This window comes from Lentibacillus sp. CBA3610 (assembly GCF_013373365.1).
In the GTDB taxonomy this organism is placed as follows: Bacteria; Bacillota; Bacilli; order Bacillales; family Amphibacillaceae; genus Lentibacillus.
The window spans coordinates 1,718,518-1,738,058 of record NZ_CP035925.1; the positions used below are offsets into that span (position 1 = coordinate 1,718,518).

Sequence of the window (19,541 nt, forward strand, 5' to 3'; positions counted from 1 at the left end):
TACCTGCCTATATTATATGTGAACAAAGTCAAATCTGCATTATTAATGTTTATAGTTTATGCGGCCGTGACATATCTTGTCCAACAGCATCATAAAATGAAGCAGTATACTGATAAGGAGCTAAAATGATGGAGGAACGGTTTATAGCTCAACTCATTCATTGTTTTTTTATCGCTTTTGGCGTCATCATAGGCGGATCCATAATCGGCAGTATCGGCGGATTTGTTACGGGAGATGCACCGTTTACCCAAATGAGCAGGATTGCAGACCGATTAAGGATTTGGGCGATTGTAGCTGCAATCGGCGGGACATTTGATGCCATTGCCAATTTTGAAAAAGGTGTGCTGGATGGTTCCACTTTCGATTTATTTAAACAAATTATGCTTATTTTAACGGCAATGGGCGGCGTTAAGGCCGGGATTATCATTATCAGCTGGCTGATTCAGGAGGATGTTGGCTAATGCATATTCCCCCATACCATAAAAAACCTTCATTTCAGCGATTTTTGGTAGGGATGTTTATCGGTGCAGTCATCGCCTACTTTGTATTTGTCTATATGCATGGGTCAATGTACGGGCAGCTTTTGGAGGAAAATCGTGATCTGAAATCAGAAGTGACCGAACTGAACAACCAAAATGAAGCATTGCTGGAGGACAACGAAGATCTTGACGAACAGTCAAAAGAACCGATAAAAGTAGAAGCCATTGAAATAACCATTATTAATGAGGAAGATTTGCCGGACAGATTAATTATACACGACCTTGAAGAATTAATGAAGGAAGAAATCGAGCATATAATCGGACAAGACCTTTCCATCATATCAGAGAGTGACGGCCTGTTAACGGCAACTCTCGAGAATAAAGTGTTTACAGTTGATGATTTTGAATTCCAATTTACTGTTGAGAAACTTTACTTGACGCCAACGGTCAAAATTTCTGTAGAAGCCAATATGGCAGATTGATGTGAACATTCCATGAAATATTTGATAATTTTGTAGTCAATTTTTCGCTTATCGACTATAATAAATTAAGAACCAGAATAAATTCTGAAAAGGAGTTGGATTAATATGCTAGTCATGAATCAACGCCGAATACGTGATGAGAAAATTGCCCAACTAAAAGAAGGGACCACGGCATATGCTGAGTCTGCAGAATTAATCCGGCTGATACAACGCGGTATTGATCGGGAAAATCTGCATGTACATTATGATCAAACGAACTCCGGCTGCTGGTTTATCCCACTTCCTGAACAGAAAAGCTCCTGAAACTGTCAACCATCGCTGTTTGCCCTTCTGTTCAGAAAAACTCAGTATAGCCTGTCTTTCCAGAGGTCAGGGCCGGAGTCAGATTTGAGAGAATCGACAAATTTAGCCGATTTCAAGATCAAAACGTCCCGTAAATGATATTTTTAAAAAAGCAGTCGGATTATCTCAAAAGCCGTCATGCAGATAAATCGACTGCCATTGAATACTTACTTCTGTTGGAAAAAACTCAGGCCTAGCCCGTCTTACAGCGAATGCCGGGTTTTATAGGGTTAACCATACTCGACTTCTGACGTTGCGGAAAGAGCTATGTCCAATAGGATATAAGCTCTTAAGCTTCACCCTTCATAATTCATACATGCTTCATCCAGATCCTTCATCACCTTGTCCGTTTCTTCCCATGAGCTGACAGATGCCCCTGAAGCCATTGGATGGCCGCCGCCATTATATTTATTGGCAATCTCGTTAACAACAGGTCCTTTTGAACGCAGACGAACCCTGATCAAATCTTCTTCTTCAATAAAAAATACCCAGGCTTTAATACCTTCAATATCACCCAGCACACCGACAAGCTGCCCCGTTTCCATTGGGTTGACACCATAGCTATCCAATAGACTCTTTGTCAATTTAATCGTGCTCATACCTGATTCCGAAAGCTCAAAATGCTGCAGAATATATCCACGGAGCCTGGCAATCTTGTCTTTTATACTGTATATGCCGTCATACAGGCTTGGACGGTCAAAGTTATACGTTACAAGTTCCGCCGCATGCTGAAATGTTTTTTTGGTTGTGCTTGGAAATAGAAACCTTCCCGTGTCGCCAACAATACCGGCATAAATCAGTCGGGCCGCTTCATCGGAAAACTTAAAGCCATCATGTTTGGCAGATTGATATAAATCATAAATCATTTCACTGGTTGAACTGGCTGAAGTATCAACCCACATTATGTCACCAAATTCATCCACATTCGGGTGATGATCAATTTTAATGAGTTTATCACCTTTATCATACCGCTGGTCACTGATCCGGCCGGCATTAGCCGTATCACAGACAATCACCAGCGCGTTTTTATAGGTCTCATCAAAAATTTGATTCATATTTGTTAAAAATTCCAATGACGGATCTTCTTCGCCTGCGATATACACTTTTTTATCCGGAAATGATTGCACAATCATTTCCTTCAGCCCCGCCTGAGAACCGTATGCATCCGGATCAGGCCGTACATGCCGGTGAATGATAATCGTTTCATAAGTTTTAATTGCTTCGATGATAGGTTGTATACTCATTTTATTCTCCTAACTTTGTCACATTTAAATGGATTTTATTACTTTCTTAATAACCAAAAACAAGATACAATAAAGTGAAACTTCATTCAGCGGGATGGTTTTCCCGCTGAATGTTAGTTGAACCGAATCGGGCATTTAGGGTCAGTTAGCCGCCGTCTTTTGGCGGGTTACTGACCATTAGATGCGGGGAAAAGTGAAACTTCATTCAGCGGGATGATTTTCCCCGCTGAATGTTAGTTGAACCGAATCGGGCATTTAGGGTCAGTTAGCCGCCGTCTTTTGGCGGGTTACTGACCATTAGATGCGGGGAAAAGTGAAACTTCATTCAGCGGGATGGTTTTCCCCGCTGAATGTTAGTTGAACCGAATCGGGCATTTAGGGTCAGTTAGCCGCCGTCTTTTGGCGGGTTACTGACCATTAGATGCGGGGAAAAGTGAAACTTCATTCAGCGGGATGATTTTGCCCACTGATGAAAAGGAACAAAGGCTAAGTTCGTCACGTCCTCGAAAAAGGAAATCACTTTTTCTTCGTGCGGTGTATCGCTGCCGCAGCTTTCCTTGTCCTGTGACAACGCCTTTGTGACCCGCATCGTGCGGGCCCGAACCGAATCAGACCTTAACAGACAGTTGTCCCCATCCATTCTTTACTTCTTGTTGTCATAATGCGGGCGATTGACTGCCTGTTAATCGAAATCTTTAAAGAATGTTGATTTAGGAGTCGATTAAATGATTATTTTTCCGATTATTATTGTATTGTCAGCCGTTTTCTGGGTTTACTACAAAGTCGCTATTCTAAAAAGCAAGGACAGGCTTACTCAAGCTTATTTTAACGCAAAATCCCATGTTTGTCTTGGGAGTTTCATCTTCTTCTTCGCCATTAATCAATATATATTTTACCAAACACAGCTGTCATTATTTATCGGTATTGTACTTGTGATGTTCGGAGTATTGCATTTGTACAATGGAATTAAAGAAGTGAAGCATTATCGGAGTGAGTGGAGACGATTAAATCCACAATAATTTTGGAAGGACCAACTCCCCGTTACACGGGAGATAAAAATCGGTATGGTGGAATCGGCTGGATTGCCGATTCCTTTTTAAGAAAGCACGATTAACGATCGATCAGCTGTGCCATGAGGAGACCCTTCCCGACCATTTTCTTTCCATTGAAAACTTCAATATCCATTTTGGCGTAAATACGTCCGGCCTCCAATATGCTGGGTTTAATGGTCAGCTCACTGTCAATCTGCACCGGCTTTAAAAAGTAAACAGTCAGATTCTCCACAACGAGATCACCTTTTTTATAATAACGCAAGAGACGACTGCTCGCTTCCGTCATTAACGCTGTAAAGACACCATTGGAAAGTGTGCCGAGCTGGTTGGTCATTTGCGGTGTCACATGGGCATTAAAGACAGTCTGATTTTCCTCTTGGGGATGCAGATTGCTCGCTACGATATCATCAATGGTTTCACCAATTTGCGGCTGTCTTTGAATTTGCTGCAGGGCTTTCAGGACATCCTGCCGTGACACAATACCCTTAAACCTGTTTGATGGATCGACAATCGGCACAACCTCGATGCCTTCCCAGACCATCATGTGCGCAACATAGGCCAGTGATGTTTTTTCCTGGGCAGTAATCGGGTTTTTGCTCATGACTTTTTCAACAGGAATATTCTTATCTTTTCCGATCACATCTTTTGAGGTAATCATTCCGGCTACACGCACTTTTGCATCGAGGACCGGGTATCTGGTATGAGTGGATTGCTCATTTAGCTCATACCAGCGCTCAAGCGTATCTTTCGTGTATAAATATAACGATTCGTCACAAGATGTATAGACATCTCCGACAAACACAATTTCTTTTTTGATCAGCTGATCATAAATTGCCCTGTTAATCATAGCAGCGACCGTAAATGTGTCATAGCTTGTTGACATAATCGGCAATTGCTTATCATCTGCCAATTGTTTGATGGCATCATCCGTATCAAATCCACCCGTAATTAACACGGCCGCTCCCTCATTTAATGCCAGTTCATGTGCTTTAACCCGGTTACCAACAATCAGCAATGAACCTGCTTCTGTATACCGCATCATAGCATCCAGCTGCATAGCCCCGATGACGAATTTGTTTAATGTCTTATGCAGCCCTTCACGTCCGCCAAGTACTTGTCCCTCCACAATTTTGATAACTTCAGCAAATGTCAGCCGCTCAAAGTTTTCTTTCTTTTTACGTTCAATCCGGATTGTTCCGACACGTTCAATCGTGCTGACAATTCCCTGATTTTCCGCTTCTTTAATAGCACGATATGCTGTACCCTCACTCACATTCAACGTTTTAGCAATCTGTCTGACTGAAATTTTATGGCCGATTTCCAACGATAAAATGTGCTGCAAAATCTGTTCGTGTTTCGTTGCCATTTGCTTCACCGACTTTCAACTGTACTAGTCTTTATACTTACCATTTATTATACAGTTGATACAGCGAAACCTCAATGATTAAGCCCTTTGACGAGTCTCTGTTCTTTCCTGTTCCATAACCGGAGGCTCTGTCATTTGCAAAAGTGTTGCAAAATTGGATCCAACTACCAGCACAAGGAATCCCAGCCACATTCCCCAAAAAAGCACGGCTTCCTGTGTAATCGCACTCGGAATAACAGGCCAGGCAATGTATAGAAAAAATCCAGCCAATAATAAACGTAAAATAGCATAATGCCGCAAGTATATCTCCTCCCTTGCTGTTAATCTATGATAAAAAGAGAGAGTAAAGAACTCACGATCCAACTTCTTACTCATATAACATGGTTAAAGTACCAATCCAGCATTAAGTCCCCATAAAAGTACACCATAATAGAAGCCGCAACAATATATGGACCGAATGGAACCGGCTGTTTTCTGTCAATTAATTTTAGAAGAAGTAATACAAGCCCGATAACTGCCCCAATCACACAGGAAAGAAAAAACGCGAGCAATGTTTTTTCAAATCCCAGGAGAATGCCCAGAAGACCAAATAATTTCATATCTCCCGCCCCCATACCACCCCGGCTCAGGAGAATGATAGCCGCAATAATCATGACACCTGCCAGTGCACCGGTTATGGAAGACCACCACGGATCCAAGGGGCTGAATAAACGTGCCGTAACGAATAGTGGGAAGAAGAAGAGTAAGATACTGTTCGGGATAAGCATGTATTTTATGTCAGATACGAGAACAATGACAAGTAATGACATTAATAACAACGCCGCCATTAATTCAACATGCAGCCCTATCCTTATGTAACAGAAAGCAAATAATACGCCGGTCACCAGTTCAATGATTGGATATAACACTGATATGTTTCGTTGGCAATGTCTGCATTTTCCGCGCTGCAACAAATAAGACAAAACAGGTATGAGTTCATACCATGACAGTGACCGCTGGCAATGCGGACAAGTGGAACGACCATTCGTGAAGGATTGTTTTTGGGGTACACGTAATCCGACTACATTGAAAAACGAGCCGAAAACCAAGCCCAGCAGAAAGAATAGCAGTATTAGACGATTATACATGACTGTGCTCCTTATTAAATTTTTGAATCATCGGATAATGATATTATAGCATATCCTAATCATGAAAAGTACTAGATATTATAGAGTTTAAAACATATTAAAAACGTGAGCGGTGATGCTCACGTTTTTCGCTTTCTATAACTCGGCTGAATCCCCGATTTTCATGGCCAATCCTTTTCCGGTCTTGACCTTGGATGCAAAATCATCGGCATCTTGTTTGATCACCGGGAAGGTATTATAATGCACCGGAACGACAGTCTTCGCGTTAATCCAGTCTGCTGCAATCAACGCATCTTCCGGTCCCATGGTAAAGTTGTCACCGATTGGTACGAAAGCAATGTCGATATCGTTCATTTCACCAATCAGTTTCAAATCACTGAACAGCCCGGTATCGCCAACATGATAGATTGTTTTGCCATCAATTGTCAGTAAAATACCGCCGGGCATTCCTGTATAGATAATGGTGCCATCTTCTTCGGTATAGGAAGACCCATGAAATGCCTGCGTGAATTTCACTTTCCCGAAATCGAATTCACGTGCGCCGCCAATATGCATTGGGTGAGTATTCAGGCCTTTACCACCTAAGTAATTCGCCAGTTCATTCGGTGCAACAACCAGTGCGTCATTACGTTTGGCAATTTCTTCAGTGTCACCAACATGATCATTATGACCGTGTGTCAGCAAAATGACATCTGTTTCAACAGTGCCGGGGTCAAGATCACATGCTTCGTTCCCATTAATAAACGGGTCAATCAATATTTTGTGGCTGTCTGTTTCAACGCCAACAACAGAATGTCCATGATATGATACTTTCATGATCATCGCTCCTTTTGTAAAATAGTATCCACTCTATTTATTCGATAGAGACCCTCCTAAATCCTTTACCCGTTTTTTATATTTTTCATGCATATAAATTAAGAATAAGTGGCTAACGAAACTGGAATGGAAAAGCAAAAACTCAGGTGGTGTTTTGAATGATGCAACAAATAGACCTTACTTGTATTATCGGGACAGTTTCTTGAATAACACTAATAAGTCATTAGTTATTTATGTTAAAATGAAATGAGGTTATGAAATAAGTGAAAAATAGTGAAAAGGTGGTTAAAATGGATGTAAAATTCCCAATTGGGCAGTTAGAAGTTCCTGATAAAGTAACATTAGAAAATATTCAGGAATGGCTGGAGGAAATCGAAACTTACACGCGTCGATTAAGCGAAACTGTTGATTCATTAAGCGCTCAGGAATTAGGCAAAACCTATCGTGAAGGCAGCTGGACAGTACGACAACTTGTTCATCACATTGCAGATTCCCAGTTGAACATGTTTCAACGTTTAAAGCTGGCTTTAACAGATAAAAACCCGACAGTACCAGCTTTCAATCAAGACAAGTGGGCTGTTCAGCCGGATACAGAACTCCCTGTAGAAAGTTCTATTAAACTCCTTGAAGGTATAAATGAACGCATCGTATCTTTAGGAAATAGTTTAACTGAAGAGCAACTAAATCGCGCTTTTACTCACCAGGAAAACGGTGAAATAACAGTTGCAACAAAAGTTGCGAAACTAGCTTGGCACGAAGAGCATCACTTAGCCCATATAAAAATCGCATTATCAAAATAATACAATATGTATGGAATAGGCAAGAGTTTGTAAGTAACATAAAACTATTAAAGAAAAATCCGAACTGATTCGAAATTTATCTGAAGCATTTTGAATCGTTGTTCGGATTTTTCTTTTCGCTCTTTCCTTTTATCCCAGCTCTCATTTTCCCGTACTATTCCTTGCCCATCTTCTTTTTCAGTTCTTCCAGTTCATCGTCCACATTGCTGTTATCGTCATTCAATTTCTCAAACGCTTCATCCAGGGACCGGCTTTCGTGCGAGATATCTTCACTTGTGTCAGCCTCTGCTTCATACTGCAGCACTTTCTCTTCCATCCGTTCGAAGCCTTTTTTGGACTCATCACTGCCGATTGCTGACATCGTTCGGTTCATTTTCGTTTTTGTTTTGGCTGATTCGGCACGTGCTTGAAGCGAATCTTTTTTCAGCTTCATTTGCTGGTATTCTTTCTTCATCTCATCCAGTTTACTGCGCAATTCGCTGCTATCCTTATTTGCCTGTTCCCACGATTCTTTCAGCAAATCAGCCTGTTGCTCCTGTTCTGCCTTGTCCTGGAGTGCACGTTTAGCTAAATCCTCATTATCTGCTTCGATAGCCTGCTCAGCTTGTTTCTGTCGTTTCGCCACTTTTGCCTCTGCATCGTCGGCTTTACGTTTGAGCATTTTTTCATTGGCTACCTGTTTGGCAACTGCTGATTCCACTTCCTGGATATCACTTTCCATATCCCGCATGTACTGATCAAGCATTTTTACCGGATCCTCAGCCTTATCAAGCATGGCATTGAGTTCCGAACCTACAACTGTTGAAATCCGCTTAAAAAACTTAAACATTAGATGTGCCTCCCTTTATAAATATTGACCAAAATATCCGCTATTCTACTGATTCCCTATCCAATACGATTGTTATCAAAAAAAGTTTCAATAACAAACGATTTTTTAAAACCTCATTTGTTATAATGTAACTAACTATAGAAAATGAGGTGCTTACAATGACAAACAGACTTGACACACTGCTGGGCGAACTGAAGAAACATAACCTCGACAGTATGCTCGTTACGTCTGCAGCAAATTTTTATTACCTGAGCAACTATTATACGGATCCACATGAACGGGTTATCGCTGTATATATCAGCAGGGATCATGATCCATTACTGATTGTACCCGCAATGGAGAAAGAAGATGCCAAAAATGCCGGATGGGAATATGAAATAATCGCATACAACGATCATGAGAGCCCTTGGGCGCTGTTTCAACAATTACTGAAACGCAATAACAGCAAGCCGGAATCCGTTGCAGTGGAGCATAATCATCTGACCCTGGAACGTTATGAACAGGTTAAATCAGTGCTTCCTGATGCCACTTTCCATGATGCACAGGAGATACTGGCCAATTTAAGAGTCATTAAGAGCTCAGAGGAATATGCACTTCTTAAAGAAGCCGCAAGATTTGCCGATTTTGGTATCGAAACCGGGATAAAAGCCATAAATGAAGGTGCCGGAGAGCTGGAAATTATTGCAAAAATTGAGTACGAGCTGAAGAAGCAAGGAATCCAGCAAATGTCTTTTTCCACGATGGCTTTATCAGGGGCCAAAACAGCATCACCGCATGGGACACCTTCCATGAAAAAAATTGAAAAAGGCGACCTTGTACTATTTGACCTTGGTGTCATTTATGAAGGGTATTGTTCTGACATCACCCGAACGGTTGCCTATAAATCAATTTCCCCGGAGCAGGAATCCATTTATAATACAGTACTGGAGGCAGAGACACAAGCAATCACATCCTCCAAACAGGGAACAGCAGTCGGCGATGTTGACTTAGCGGCCCGAAACCATATTGACAAGAAGGGTTATGGTGAGTATTTCATTCATCGGATTGGACATGGACTTGGAATAGAAACGCATGAATATCCTTCGATGCATAGTCAAAACAAACTCCCGCTTAAAACAGGTATGTGCTATACAATTGAGCCGGGAATCTATGTGCCTGGACAAGGCGGCGTCCGAATTGAAGATATGGTGTTCATGTCAGACAGCGGTGCTGAAACATTAACGAAATTTCCAAAAGAACTGCAAATCGTGGATTAATGCGTATGCTGCAAGTAAGACTTCACTTCATAACAGACAAAGAGGGAGTGAAGAAACTGCACAGTACAGATGGACACCCACCAATTAATGGCAAAAGCGGCACTTGAATTCCAAGTGCCGCTTTTAATTATTTTTCCAACAACGTATACACATCGTCATAATGCAATTCATGCGATTCGGCAACTGCCTTATAGGTGACATATCCGTCCAGTGTATTAATACCTTTTAACAATGCCTCATCATCCAAACACGCTTGTTTATAGCCTTTATTTGCCAACTTCAATGCATATGGCACCGTCACGTTCGTCAATCCCACCGTTGCTGTACGTGGCACCGCTCCGGGGATATTCGGAACAGCATAATGCAGAACACCATGTTTTTTATATGTCGGGTCATCGTGTGATGTAATCCGGTCACTTGTTTCGACAATACCGCCCTGATCAATGGCAACATCAACAATGACCGAATCTTCCGGCATGGACTTGACCATTTCTTCTGTGATCAAAGTTGGTGCTTTAGCTCCCGGAATCAGGACAGCGCCGATAACAAGATCGGATTCCGCCGTCGCATCAGCGATATTTTTTGGATTGGACATCATCGTATTAATATCCGAGCCAAACATGTCATCCAATTGCCGCAGCCGATCAGGATTCAAATCAATAATCGTCACATCAGCCCCAAGCCCCATAGCAATTCGGGCCGCATTCGTTCCGACACCACCACCGCCAATGACGGTTACTTTCCCGCGTTTCACCCCGGGAATTCCCGAAAGCAATACACCTTTTCCGCCTTTGGTCTTTTCCAAAAACTGAGCTCCGATTTGTGAAGCCATCCGGCCGGCAACTTCACTCATAGGTGTCAATAGCGGCAGTGAGCCATTTTCAACTTGAACGGTTTCATAAGCAATTCCGATTACTTTGTTATCGATTAACGCTTTCGTCAATTCCGGCTCTGCTGCTAAATGTAAGAACGTCAGTAAAATTTGGCCTTCATAAAAGTAGTCATACTCTTCAGGCAAAGGTTCTTTTACTTTCATAACCATTTCTTTTGACCAGGCTTCTTCTGCTGTTGAGACAATAACAGCCCCTTCGTCAGCATATGTCTCATCAGTAAAACTGGACCCTGAGCCTGCACCTGTCTCTACATAAACTTCATGGCCGGCATTTGTTAAAGTGAGGACCCCGGCCGGTGTCATCGCAACTCTGTTTTCATTGTTTTTGATTTCCCTTGGCACACCAATTTTCAATGTATATGCCTCCTTCTGAATAATATGTAAATCAAGTAAATGAAAGCAGTTTCATTATAACAAATCCCGGTATTAAAAACATTAAATGTTATCGATACCTGTTTATAACATCAATGCCACCGGTTATTTCAAATATGGACCCTGTAATCATATCAGAATTACGGTCGCACAAGTATAAAATGGCACGCGCAATATCCTCACCGGTACCGGGCCTGCCGATTGGTGTCTTATCATCATGCACTTTCCGGCTGTCTTCAATGCCGGCTTCCTTCATTTCACCAACTATATTGCCCGGGCACACCATATTACATGTAATGTGATACTCAGCTTCTTCAAATGCAATTGTTTTCGTTAACGATACAAGGCCGCTTTTGGCTGCGGCAAATGCCGATCGATACAACCAGCCTGAAGCATTATTTGCCCCTTGGAAGCCATAATTGATAATTCGGCCAAACCGCTGCTCGCGCATATGTGGAATCGTCTGTTTTAACAAATGGAATACAGCGTCAAGATTTCCATTGATCATTTCATGCCATTCATCGTCCGAATAGTCCAGCAGCTTTTTCCGCTCAAATACAAAAGGACCGGCATTGTTAATCAGGTAGTCAATCCCGCCATGGTGTTGAACAGCACTGTTGATCAAGTTGATGATGTCTGCTTTGTTCGTAACATCCGCTTTTTCAATATGCAGGAATTGGCTGTATGATTCGAATTCTTCCTGAACCTTCTTAGCCTTTTCAGCATTTCTGAAATACGTTGTTGTGACATGATAACCGGCTTCCAGAAATTTTTTGACCACTTGTTTTCCCAACCCGGATGTACCTGCTGTTATCAGTGCGTGTCCCATTGACCGTCCCTCCTTTTCATCATAATTTAGGTTGAACGCCCATCATGATTGGCATTATAACATAATATACTGTTAAAAAGGCAGAAAAACAATCCACCCCCTGGACAATGGTTCAAAGGATGGATTGATTAGCATGTTAGTTTTTTTGATTGTTGTACGTGTGGATACTCCTGTTATTGGAGAGTTTATCCTTATCTTCAATAACCCCGCTCTGATAACTTTCGAACAATTGGTTTTTAACGGCGGAAATACCTTTTTTATCTTCAACCCATTTATTTTTCTTGGCCAAGTTTCCTCACCTCCAGTTTTAGTATGTTCATATTAAAGACACAAAAAAGTGCTTTCTCTTTCCAGTTTTGGAAATTCTGATTGTCATGCCGATAAAAAGGGTATTAGAATAATAAGAAAAGGAGGGGATGATTGTGGATGCCGAATACAAGAATATCGTTGTTGCGGTAGATGGGTCAGAAGCTTCGGAAAAAGCATTCCGAAAAGCACTGGATATTGTTAAACGAAACGACGCAAGAATGATACTGGCTCATGTGGTTGATTCCAGAACATTTGCTACAGCTGAGGCATATGACAGGACGCTTGCAGAACGTGCAGAAGAATATGCAAAGGATCTGGTGGACAGTTACGTGGAAAATGCGAAAGTTTCCGGTATCACAAATTTGGTGAGATGTATCGAGTACGGATCACCTAAAGTTAAAATTGCCAAAGACATCGCTGGTAATTTTGGCACGGATCTGATTATCTGTGGTGCAACCGGTATGGGGGCCGTTGAACGATTCCTGATTGGCAGCGTCTCAGAAAGCATTACACGATACGCCAGCTGTGACGTGCTGGTTGTACGCTGAACAATGGACGTACTGTATACATGCGCTTATGACAGAATGCAGTTATCGCGCGACCTGGTTACTGCCATCGCGCGACCTTTGTGCTGCCATGATTTCGGCAACATTATCTGATATCTTTTTTTACTTCTTGCACGACATGCGTTATTTCCGGAATAATCAATTTATTCATGGCTAATTTAACAGCACCTGATGAGCCGGGTGTTGCAAAAATGGCTGTATGTCCGATGACACCGGCAATGGCTCGTGATAAAATGGCTGCCGAACCAATATCTTCCTGATAGCTGAGCACGCGGAAGATCTCACCAAACCCACTCATTTCTTTACTGAGCATAGGTTGTATCGTCTCAATCGTCACATCACGATAAGCGATACCCGTACCGCCATTCGTTAAAATAACATCGACATTGGCATTTTCACAGCCGGCAGCAACCGCATTCTGAATGACGTCCTTTTCATCGTGAATAACCTTCTTAATGGTTACTGAATGCTCTGCTTCCTCCAGCAGTTCCTTCATCAAATTTCCGCTCTTATCCGTTTCCTCAGTTCGTGTGTCACTGATTGTTAACACCATGCATTTAACCGGATTATTCTCCTGTTTATGCTGATGAACAGACAAAACAAATCTCCTCCCTTAGCCTTGTTCTGTTAGCCTGACTGTATCACGGGCTATCACCACTTCCTCGTTCGTTGGAATGACCATGACTTTTACCGGGGAATGCGGATAATTGATAAACACTTCTTTCCCGCGGGCTTTATTACGGGAAGGATCCCAATAAACCCCCATAAATTCGAGACCGGTCAATACTTTTTCCCGGATCACATCACTATTCTCACCGACACCTGCTGTGAAAATAATCGCATCAACACCTGACATTCTTGCTGCATAAGAACCCAGATACTTATGAATACGTTCCGCAAAAACTTCCAGCGCCAATTCGGCACGTTCATCTTCATCTGCCTGCTGTTCAATATCGCGTAAGTCACTGGAGAATCCGGATAATGCCAGCATTCCGCTTTTCTTATTTAAAATATTAACGACTTCATCTGCCTCTTTTCCAGTCTTTTCCATAATGAACGGAATAAGCGCCGGGTCAATATTTCCGGAGCGTGTACCCATTGTTACGCCTGCAAGTGGTGTGAAACCCATTGATGTGTCAATTGATTTACCTTTTTCAATCGCAGCAATACTCGCACCATTTCCTAAATGACACGAAATGAGACGTAATTGTTCCAGCGGTAATCCAATCATTTCTGCTGCACGTTGTGAAACATATTTATGTGATGTGCCGTGAAAACCGTATTTGCGTATCCCGTAATCCGTGTAATACTTATACGGCAAACTGTATAAATAAGATTTCTCCGGCATCGTCTGGTGAAAGGCTGTATCAAAGACGGCCACCATTGGTACATCCGGCAGCAATTCCCTGAATGCATGAATTCCTGTTAAATTCGCCGGGTTATGGAGCGGTGCCAATTCGGAAACTTCTTCAATCGTCCTGATCACTTCATCTGTTATCAGCACAGAATCACTGAATTTTTCACCACCATGCACGACCCGGTGCCCAACTGCATTTATCTCCGCCATTGACTGAATCACGCCTGATGATTGCAGTTTATCCAGCAATCGTTTTACGGCGACTTCATGATCCGGAATGTCTATTGTCTCTTTATTTTTTTCATCCACTTCAATCGTGAAGACAGAATTACTTAAACCAATACGTTCAACAAGTCCCTTTGCCAAAACAATTTCATCAGGCATGTGAATTAACTGGAACTTTAAAGAGGAACTGCCGGCATTGATTGCCAATATATTGGACATGCGTTTTAACTCCCTTCATACAACTATTTATTCATATTTTCATCAAACCATTGATTTATTTGGGCTAAAATATCATTCATTGCTTCAGTATTTTTAAACGAAGGGACCTGAACTAACAATGGTTGTTTATATACAGTTGCAGACGGTCCTTTCTTTTGCAGCATTAAAATACTTTTTCGATTTTTATCAGATTTAAACGCTGAATCCGGCAATTGTAAGACACCGACTATATGCGCTTTTTCCTGAAGAAAGGCATGCAGTTTATCGGACCCGTCACTGTCGAAAAGAAACTCCGGAATAACAAAAATCAGATAGCCGCCCTCTTTGTATAATTCATGCTTTGTTCAATGAATAAGTGATGCGCATAGGAATGACCTTCATCAGCTTTCAGTGCATAGTCATTAGCACGAATATCGTCCGGATAGTAACCAACCGGTAAGTCGCTGACAACCAAATCAACCGGATCCATCAGAAAAGGACGCAAGCTGTCCTGATGAAAAAATTCAACCTCTTTCTTTTGCAGATTGGCATTCAAAACGGCAAGCTGAATAAGTGTCGGATCAACTTCTCCTGCAGAAACATGTTCGAGCTCATCCAGCTGTTCCATGACAGTCATTAACAAGTTTCCCGTACCGCTTGCCGGGTCAAACACCCGCAGATTGTCGTGTCCGTGTGTCATCTTTTCGGCCAGATAACCAACAAACAAGGCAACCGCTTCAGGTGTCATCAAGTGCTGTTGCTGGGTAGCACCTTTCATGCCTTTTAAGATGGCGAGCTGAACGGCTTTTCGAATTTCCACAATTTCATATGTTTCAGTATCCGGAATGTCTTGCAGTTTTTGGTTTAATGGACTGTCAATGCCTTCCGGCGGCTGCCCCTGAAAAAGGGTTTCCAGTACCACTGACAAACTGTCCAAATACGTTTCATTCATATATTGTTGAACACTTTCAGTTAAATTATCAATATGCTCAAACAAGTTTTCCACATTCGTTTGTTCCATGTTACAAATCCTCCGATCCATTGTCTCTCAGAAGCGTTTCTATTGTACCAAAAGATCAGTGGTTCCTAAAACAAAAAGCTCCCCTGCCGCTACTTGCAGGGGAGCTGGAAGAACTTATTCTGCTTTTTGTGCTGCTTCCAACACAATATGCAAAATATAATAAGTAGGTTATCCCCTTAGAGAAAATTCACAGAAATCACCACCTCTTTCAAATCATCCTTAGTCCAAGTTATGCTACAGATCATTTCTTTGTATAATTTATTCTTCTCTTCATGATTTATATCTTTTGACACTTCATTAATAAATTTATCAATAACCGTTACACGTTCTTTATTATTAAGACTATCCATTGAAGTCATTTGTTTTTTTGTATCTGATATCTCTTTTTCCAGTCTCCACTTTTCTTCTTGTCTTTCTTGCGTTTTTTTACGTGTTTTTTGGATGTCATACAATCCATTTTCAAATGCTTCTTCTATTCGTTCAATGGCATGGTCTTGTTTATCTAATTCTTTGATTTTATCGTCTAGTTTTTTTTGCATTTTGTCTTCTTTTTGTTTCACAATGTTATCAGTTCTTATCTCATTCAATTTATCTTTTAATGCCAATGCAGTTTGGTAGATAGCATCTTCTATAATTTTAATATTTCCACTATGATTACCGCATTCACATTTCTGTACACTCATATCTCCACTATTCAATCTTTTTAAACTCATTCTTTTATTACATTTGCCACACGTAACTAATCCAGTCAAACTATATATCTGATTGTTATATACTTTTTTTGGAGATTTGCTAAATCGATCCATTATCTGTTCATGCTCTTCTTCAGAAATTATTGGCTTATGTGAATTTTTGACAATAATCCATTTTTCTCTAGGTAATTCCTTGAATGGTTTTGATGACGATGATTTGAGTCTGTTTCGTGTTCCTTCTGTTTTGTTTCCAATGACATATCCCAAATACACTTCTGATTTCAACAATCTTGATATGGTTGCTGCTCTCCATTGCAAACCTCTTGGTGATGGAATTTTTCTTTTATTCAATTCCCATGCGATATCTGATAACGTCATTCCTTCTAAAAAATAGTCAACAATCATTCTTATAGTTTCTTTTTCGTCTTCGTTAATGGTTAATTTCTTCAATTTATGATTACGATCATAACCAAACGGGGGTTTGCTTCCATGTGACCAACGCCCCATCTTTAGGCCAGTTTTCTTGCCAGCTTGTAACCTTTTATTGATTTGCTTATATTCAAATCTCCCCATAAAGGATTGCATGTCAAAAAATTGGTCATCACTTTCATTGTTTAAATCATATATTTTAAAAGGGTTTGCAGTAATGAAGTAAGTTTCTGTATGTTTTAATGTAAGAGCAATTCGCTCCTGATCTCCACTGCCCCCCCTTCCAAGCCTATCTGTATCAAATGCAAAAACAGCATCATATGAATTGTTTTCTATATCTATTAGAAGCTCTCGCATCTTTGGTCTTGCTTCAATTGTATCTCCAGAAATAACTTCTGGATATTCCACGAACGACCACCCATTTTCTTCACACGTATCTAAAATTGCTTTTCTATGTTTTATTAAATCTTCTTCCGTATCACCCATACTACGACTTTTTCTCAAATATACGGCTACGAATTTAATTTTTTCTAATCTATCCATTAAGCCTTCCATTACTTATCCACCCTTTCATATGTTGCTGTTATAGTAAAAACATCACTATTAGAAAATTCCATACCCTTATTCTCCCAAGTCTCACCTACTTCTTTTTTCAATCCTAATCTAATGACTTTTGTTCTTATAGATGAAATTGATTTTTTGGGCAACAAATCTTTAACACCATTAATACCTGTTGTTGGATATTTATCGATTAATATCTTCTCTTCTTCTTTAGACCATCTTGATTCACCTAACACTTTAGACATTCTATTTTCATCATCTAATTTCTTTGTTTCACCGTTCTTCTCTAATCCAAGTGATCTAGCCTTTCTTCTTATTTCATTTGGCTTAAATCTATCAAATATTTGTTCTAATTCTTCGTTGGTTGTAGTTTCATAAACCTCAATTAGTTTATCTTTTTCATCGTTTGTCCAGCGTTTAACTTTAATTCCTTTTCTAGATTGCTTTGGTGCTTTTCGTTTTAACCCCATTTGACTTGCTTTTATTCTTATTTTTTGTATTGTAAATCTAGGGAGTAAATCTTCTAGTTTCTCTGTGGGTACGTATTCATAATTATTTCTTAATATATCTTTTTCTTCTTCTGTCCATCTTAATCTAGCCATAAAGGCACCTCCTATATAAACGTTTTATTACAATTCAGCCTCAAATGTTATTAATTACATGGTTCTTTTTTCCTACAAGTTAATTATAATTATATTTGGATAATTATAAGAAGTAACTAATTCGAATATTATTAAATTATAGACACATCGGTTATATCATCAAAATCAATCTCAATTTTGCTAATGTTCTGAAAACAAATGCCCTATTATCCACTTTATCCAATTTACCTTTAATATTTTGAAAATCATGGCCTTGAAAATATGTTAATTCAAATGTTAAATCATTATAGATAGCCAACTGTAACTTCATTTCAGTATATTCTTTTTGTTGTTCATCCAATATTGGCTCTTCCTTCCATTCCTGTTGTTTCCAATAATCATTTAACATTTGAACATGTTCAGGCATCATTAGAGATGTCCATTTGATAGTACCTCGACCATTAATATGTGACATTTTTATACCATTTTTATAGAACATTTGATCCCATTATAACATAAAAATAAAAAGCCATCCATATTAGGCAGCTTTTATGTACTGACAATATCGCCATCATAATAATTGTTCATAAATTCCCATGTTGTGACTGAATTACAAACTGCAATAATCGCTTGTTTTCAAAGTGTTCTACTCCAAAAAGTTTTAACATTTCGTTATCAATTACTTGATTCATTTGTGTATTTCTCCCTTTGATAGTTTATTCTGTCGTGTTGCTAAATATCTTGCTGCATTACGTCTGTACTTATTACAGATCATTTATATCTTGCTTAACATTATTAAATAAGTTCATTACTTCATAAGTTAATTCACCTTGCTCAAGGTCATCTTTTAATCTATCAAAATTAATAATAATATTATTCATGTCGAAATTTATTAAATAATGCTTATCGTTATGCTCAAATCCTTCTCCGGTATACTTTTCAATTGTATTTGTTAGTGCAACATATTCATTGTTTTCAATATTAGTTTCACTGCCATTAACAACTGGATCAAACATTTCAATTATTTTATTCACATCCTCAACAAACATACTAGGATACTTACCTTCTTTTTGAGTGTATACAGGATATTCGCCTTCTAATTCATCTGGTACTTCATCCATGGATGTATATTTCTCAAAATTTTCTTTTGCTTCATTGTAAAGATCATCGTTAATATTGCCTTCAGATTCTAATGTCATTTCTGAATCTGTCACCGAGTAAGCAAATATTTGCATTGTATTTATTTCTCGTATAATTGCTTTCTCTAAATCGTTCATTTTGTATTCTTCACCGTTAGACGTGGTAAATTTGCCAATGATGTATTTATCATAAAAATCTTCATAAAGATTGTATTCATCGTTACTCATTTCTTCATCGTTGTTATGTACATCTTCAATAATTGGAATTATTTGATCAATATCCTTTTGCAAATCCTCATGTATCAGACTTTCTTGACCAATACACCCAACTAACACTAATGCACTTAATGTTAGTAATACAGCTATCTTTTTCATTACTAACTACCCCCCTCAAATTTATTTAACTCATTATTAATATCATTCTTTAGGCCTACAATGTCAATAGGCTGGTTCAAAAAAGCGAAAATTTCATTGCGTTCTTCGGTAAGCTTGATTATCTCACTAACAGGTAGACTTGCCATTTGTGATACGTTAGGAATTGAAATTGATGATTTATTAAAACTCACTAATACTGATT

The 19,541-nt window shown here is 39.8% G+C and carries 23 protein-coding genes and 1 pseudogene; 7 read left to right on the forward strand and 17 right to left on the reverse strand.

What is annotated here, in order from left to right; genetic code table 11:
• Positions 1 to 128 precede the first annotated feature (128 nt).
• The 3 genes from Len3610_RS08700 (at position 129) to Len3610_RS08710 (ending at position 1,264) form a co-directional block, all read left to right on the forward strand.
• The gene (locus Len3610_RS08700) at positions 129 to 461 is read left to right on the forward strand and encodes a sporulation membrane protein YtrH (protein WP_176449600.1); all 333 of its coding nucleotides are present in this window, start codon (positions 129 to 131) and stop codon (positions 459 to 461) included.
• Positions 461 to 961, forward strand: a complete 501-nt coding sequence (gene ytrI, locus Len3610_RS08705; RefSeq protein ID WP_176447603.1) for a sporulation membrane protein YtrI — start codon at positions 461 to 463, stop codon at positions 959 to 961. Before Len3610_RS08700 ends, ytrI begins: the two co-directional genes overlap by 1 nt.
• A 105-nt stretch (positions 962 to 1,066) precedes the next feature.
• On the forward strand, positions 1,067 to 1,264 hold the full coding sequence (locus Len3610_RS08710) for a YtzJ family protein (protein WP_176447604.1): 198 nt from the start codon (positions 1,067 to 1,069) through the stop codon (positions 1,262 to 1,264).
• A 335-nt stretch (positions 1,265 to 1,599) separates the two neighbouring features.
• On the opposite strand, the gene Len3610_RS08715 is transcribed toward Len3610_RS08710, so the two are convergent.
• Together Len3610_RS08715 and Len3610_RS08720 are read right to left on the reverse strand one after the other, a co-directional pair.
• Positions 1,600 to 2,547 carry a DHH family phosphoesterase gene (locus Len3610_RS08715; protein ID WP_176447605.1) on the reverse strand — a complete coding sequence of 316 codons (948 nt, stop codon included), beginning with the start codon at positions 2,545 to 2,547 and terminating at the stop codon, positions 1,600 to 1,602.
• A 445-nt stretch (positions 2,548 to 2,992) separates the two neighbouring features.
• Positions 2,993 to 3,187, reverse strand: a complete 195-nt coding sequence (locus tag Len3610_RS08720) for a hypothetical protein (RefSeq protein WP_176447606.1) — start codon at positions 3,185 to 3,187, stop codon at positions 2,993 to 2,995.
• An 85-nt stretch (positions 3,188 to 3,272) separates the two neighbouring features.
• Here Len3610_RS08720 and Len3610_RS08725 point away from each other — a divergent pair, with 85 nt between their 5' ends.
• Complete coding sequence (locus Len3610_RS08725) at positions 3,273 to 3,566, forward strand: YtpI family protein (RefSeq protein WP_176447607.1); 294 nt, start codon at positions 3,273 to 3,275, stop codon at positions 3,564 to 3,566.
• Positions 3,567 to 3,657: 91 nt separating this feature from the next.
• Here Len3610_RS08725 and Len3610_RS08730 read toward each other — a convergent pair whose 3' ends face one another.
• The 4 genes from Len3610_RS08730 to Len3610_RS08745 all read right to left on the reverse strand — a co-directional run bounded on the left by Len3610_RS08730 (position 3,658) and on the right by Len3610_RS08745 (position 6,908).
• On the reverse strand, positions 3,658 to 4,965 hold the full coding sequence (locus Len3610_RS08730) for a DRTGG domain-containing protein (protein ID WP_176447608.1): 1,308 nt from the start codon (positions 4,963 to 4,965) through the stop codon (positions 3,658 to 3,660).
• Positions 4,966 to 5,043: 78 nt separating this feature from the next.
• Positions 5,044 to 5,265, reverse strand: a complete 222-nt coding sequence (locus Len3610_RS08735) for a hypothetical protein (protein WP_176447609.1) — start codon at positions 5,263 to 5,265, stop codon at positions 5,044 to 5,046.
• A 71-nt stretch (positions 5,266 to 5,336) separates the two neighbouring features.
• A complete protein-coding gene (locus tag Len3610_RS08740) occupies positions 5,337 to 6,092 on the reverse strand; it encodes a prepilin peptidase (protein ID WP_176447610.1) in 756 nt (251 codons plus the stop codon).
• 135 nt (positions 6,093 to 6,227) lie between these two features.
• Positions 6,228 to 6,908, reverse strand: coding sequence for a metal-dependent hydrolase (locus tag Len3610_RS08745; RefSeq protein ID WP_176447611.1), 681 nt, complete (start codon positions 6,906 to 6,908; stop codon positions 6,228 to 6,230).
• 290 nt (positions 6,909 to 7,198) lie between these two features.
• Here Len3610_RS08745 and Len3610_RS08750 point away from each other — a divergent pair, with 290 nt between their 5' ends.
• Positions 7,199 to 7,708: a YfiT family bacillithiol transferase gene (locus tag Len3610_RS08750; protein ID WP_176449601.1), complete on the forward strand. Its 510-nt coding sequence runs from the start codon at positions 7,199 to 7,201 to the stop codon at positions 7,706 to 7,708.
• A gap of 154 nt (positions 7,709 to 7,862) precedes the next feature.
• On the opposite strand, the gene Len3610_RS08755 is transcribed toward Len3610_RS08750, so the two are convergent.
• The gene (locus Len3610_RS08755) at positions 7,863 to 8,537 is read right to left on the reverse strand and encodes a PspA/IM30 family protein (RefSeq protein WP_176447612.1); all 675 of its coding nucleotides are present in this window, start codon (positions 8,535 to 8,537) and stop codon (positions 7,863 to 7,865) included.
• A gap of 158 nt (positions 8,538 to 8,695) precedes the next feature.
• Between Len3610_RS08755 and Len3610_RS08760 the strand changes: the two genes are divergently transcribed.
• Positions 8,696 to 9,793 (forward strand): M24 family metallopeptidase, encoded by a 1,098-nt coding sequence (locus tag Len3610_RS08760; RefSeq protein ID WP_176447613.1) that lies wholly within the window; start codon positions 8,696 to 8,698, stop codon positions 9,791 to 9,793.
• A gap of 127 nt (positions 9,794 to 9,920) precedes the next feature.
• On the opposite strand, the gene ald is transcribed toward Len3610_RS08760, so the two are convergent.
• From ald to Len3610_RS08775, 3 genes are all read right to left on the reverse strand, one after another.
• A complete protein-coding gene (ald, locus tag Len3610_RS08765; protein ID WP_176447614.1) occupies positions 9,921 to 11,039 on the reverse strand; it encodes an alanine dehydrogenase in 1,119 nt (372 codons plus the stop codon).
• Between the two features lie 88 nt (positions 11,040 to 11,127).
• Positions 11,128 to 11,886, reverse strand: coding sequence for an SDR family oxidoreductase (locus Len3610_RS08770; protein ID WP_176447615.1), 759 nt, complete (start codon positions 11,884 to 11,886; stop codon positions 11,128 to 11,130).
• Between the two features lie 136 nt (positions 11,887 to 12,022).
• On the reverse strand, positions 12,023 to 12,175 hold the full coding sequence (locus Len3610_RS08775; RefSeq protein ID WP_176447616.1) for a hypothetical protein: 153 nt from the start codon (positions 12,173 to 12,175) through the stop codon (positions 12,023 to 12,025).
• A gap of 133 nt (positions 12,176 to 12,308) precedes the next feature.
• Between Len3610_RS08775 and Len3610_RS08780 the strand changes: the two genes are divergently transcribed.
• Positions 12,309 to 12,743: a universal stress protein gene (locus Len3610_RS08780; protein ID WP_176447617.1), complete on the forward strand. Its 435-nt coding sequence runs from the start codon at positions 12,309 to 12,311 to the stop codon at positions 12,741 to 12,743.
• A gap of 103 nt (positions 12,744 to 12,846) precedes the next feature.
• Here Len3610_RS08780 and Len3610_RS08785 read toward each other — a convergent pair whose 3' ends face one another.
• The 7 genes and pseudogenes from Len3610_RS08785 to Len3610_RS08815 all read right to left on the reverse strand — a co-directional run bounded on the left by Len3610_RS08785 (position 12,847) and on the right by Len3610_RS08815 (position 19,339).
• The gene (locus Len3610_RS08785; RefSeq protein ID WP_176447618.1) at positions 12,847 to 13,359 is read right to left on the reverse strand and encodes a MogA/MoaB family molybdenum cofactor biosynthesis protein; all 513 of its coding nucleotides are present in this window, start codon (positions 13,357 to 13,359) and stop codon (positions 12,847 to 12,849) included.
• Positions 13,360 to 13,374: 15 nt separating this feature from the next.
• Complete coding sequence (locus Len3610_RS08790; RefSeq protein WP_176447619.1) at positions 13,375 to 14,562, reverse strand: acetate kinase; 1,188 nt, start codon at positions 14,560 to 14,562, stop codon at positions 13,375 to 13,377.
• A gap of 23 nt (positions 14,563 to 14,585) precedes the next feature.
• Positions 14,586 to 15,562, reverse strand: a pseudogene (locus Len3610_RS08795) (class I SAM-dependent methyltransferase).
• Between the two features lie 176 nt (positions 15,563 to 15,738).
• Positions 15,739 to 17,238, reverse strand: coding sequence for a recombinase family protein (locus Len3610_RS08800; RefSeq protein ID WP_176447620.1), 1,500 nt, complete (start codon positions 17,236 to 17,238; stop codon positions 15,739 to 15,741).
• The gene (locus Len3610_RS08805; protein ID WP_176447621.1) at positions 17,238 to 17,846 is read right to left on the reverse strand and encodes a hypothetical protein; all 609 of its coding nucleotides are present in this window, start codon (positions 17,844 to 17,846) and stop codon (positions 17,238 to 17,240) included. The genes Len3610_RS08800 and Len3610_RS08805 overlap by 1 nt, the downstream gene beginning before the upstream one ends.
• A 151-nt stretch (positions 17,847 to 17,997) precedes the next feature.
• Positions 17,998 to 18,300, reverse strand: a complete 303-nt coding sequence (locus Len3610_RS08810; RefSeq protein ID WP_176447622.1) for a YolD-like family protein — start codon at positions 18,298 to 18,300, stop codon at positions 17,998 to 18,000.
• Between the two features lie 289 nt (positions 18,301 to 18,589).
• A complete protein-coding gene (locus Len3610_RS08815; RefSeq protein WP_176447623.1) occupies positions 18,590 to 19,339 on the reverse strand; it encodes a hypothetical protein in 750 nt (249 codons plus the stop codon).
• Between the last annotated feature and the right edge of the window lie 202 nt (positions 19,340 to 19,541).

What these genes read in the sequence shown, in the direction of transcription:
- Len3610_RS08770 (WP_176447615.1), bottom strand. Translation starts at nt 11,886, where the DNA reads ATGGGACACGCACTGATAACAGCAGGTACATCCGGGTTGGGAAAACAA.
- Len3610_RS08750 (WP_176449601.1), top strand. Translation starts at nt 7,199, where the DNA reads ATGGATGTAAAATTCCCAATTGGGCAGTTAGAAGTTCCTGATAAAGTA.
- Len3610_RS08790 (WP_176447619.1), bottom strand. Translation starts at nt 14,562, where the DNA reads ATGTCCAATATATTGGCAATCAATGCCGGCAGTTCCTCTTTAAAGTTC.
- Len3610_RS08740 (WP_176447610.1), bottom strand. Translation starts at nt 6,092, where the DNA reads ATGTATAATCGTCTAATACTGCTATTCTTTCTGCTGGGCTTGGTTTTC.
- Len3610_RS08725 (WP_176447607.1), top strand. Translation starts at nt 3,273, where the DNA reads ATGATTATTTTTCCGATTATTATTGTATTGTCAGCCGTTTTCTGGGTT.
- Len3610_RS08805 (WP_176447621.1), bottom strand. Translation starts at nt 17,846, where the DNA reads ATGGCTAGATTAAGATGGACAGAAGAAGAAAAAGATATATTAAGAAAT.
- Len3610_RS08745 (WP_176447611.1), bottom strand. Translation starts at nt 6,908, where the DNA reads ATGAAAGTATCATATCATGGACATTCTGTTGTTGGCGTTGAAACAGAC.
- Len3610_RS08810 (WP_176447622.1), bottom strand. Translation starts at nt 18,300, where the DNA reads ATGTCACATATTAATGGTCGAGGTACTATCAAATGGACATCTCTAATG.
- Len3610_RS08760 (WP_176447613.1), top strand. Translation starts at nt 8,696, where the DNA reads ATGACAAACAGACTTGACACACTGCTGGGCGAACTGAAGAAACATAAC.
- Len3610_RS08715 (WP_176447605.1), bottom strand. Translation starts at nt 2,547, where the DNA reads ATGAGTATACAACCTATCATCGAAGCAATTAAAACTTATGAAACGATT.
- Len3610_RS08755 (WP_176447612.1), bottom strand. Translation starts at nt 8,537, where the DNA reads ATGTTTAAGTTTTTTAAGCGGATTTCAACAGTTGTAGGTTCGGAACTC.
- Len3610_RS08700 (WP_176449600.1), top strand. Translation starts at nt 129, where the DNA reads ATGGAGGAACGGTTTATAGCTCAACTCATTCATTGTTTTTTTATCGCT.
- Len3610_RS08815 (WP_176447623.1), bottom strand. Translation starts at nt 19,339, where the DNA reads ATGAAAAAGATAGCTGTATTACTAACATTAAGTGCATTAGTGTTAGTT.
- Len3610_RS08730 (WP_176447608.1), bottom strand. Translation starts at nt 4,965, where the DNA reads ATGGCAACGAAACACGAACAGATTTTGCAGCACATTTTATCGTTGGAA.
- Len3610_RS08720 (WP_176447606.1), bottom strand. Translation starts at nt 3,187, where the DNA reads ATGGATGGGGACAACTGTCTGTTAAGGTCTGATTCGGTTCGGGCCCGC.
- Len3610_RS08710 (WP_176447604.1), top strand. Translation starts at nt 1,067, where the DNA reads ATGCTAGTCATGAATCAACGCCGAATACGTGATGAGAAAATTGCCCAA.
- ytrI (WP_176447603.1), top strand. Translation starts at nt 461, where the DNA reads ATGCATATTCCCCCATACCATAAAAAACCTTCATTTCAGCGATTTTTG.
- Len3610_RS08800 (WP_176447620.1), bottom strand. Translation starts at nt 17,238, where the DNA reads ATGGAAGGCTTAATGGATAGATTAGAAAAAATTAAATTCGTAGCCGTA.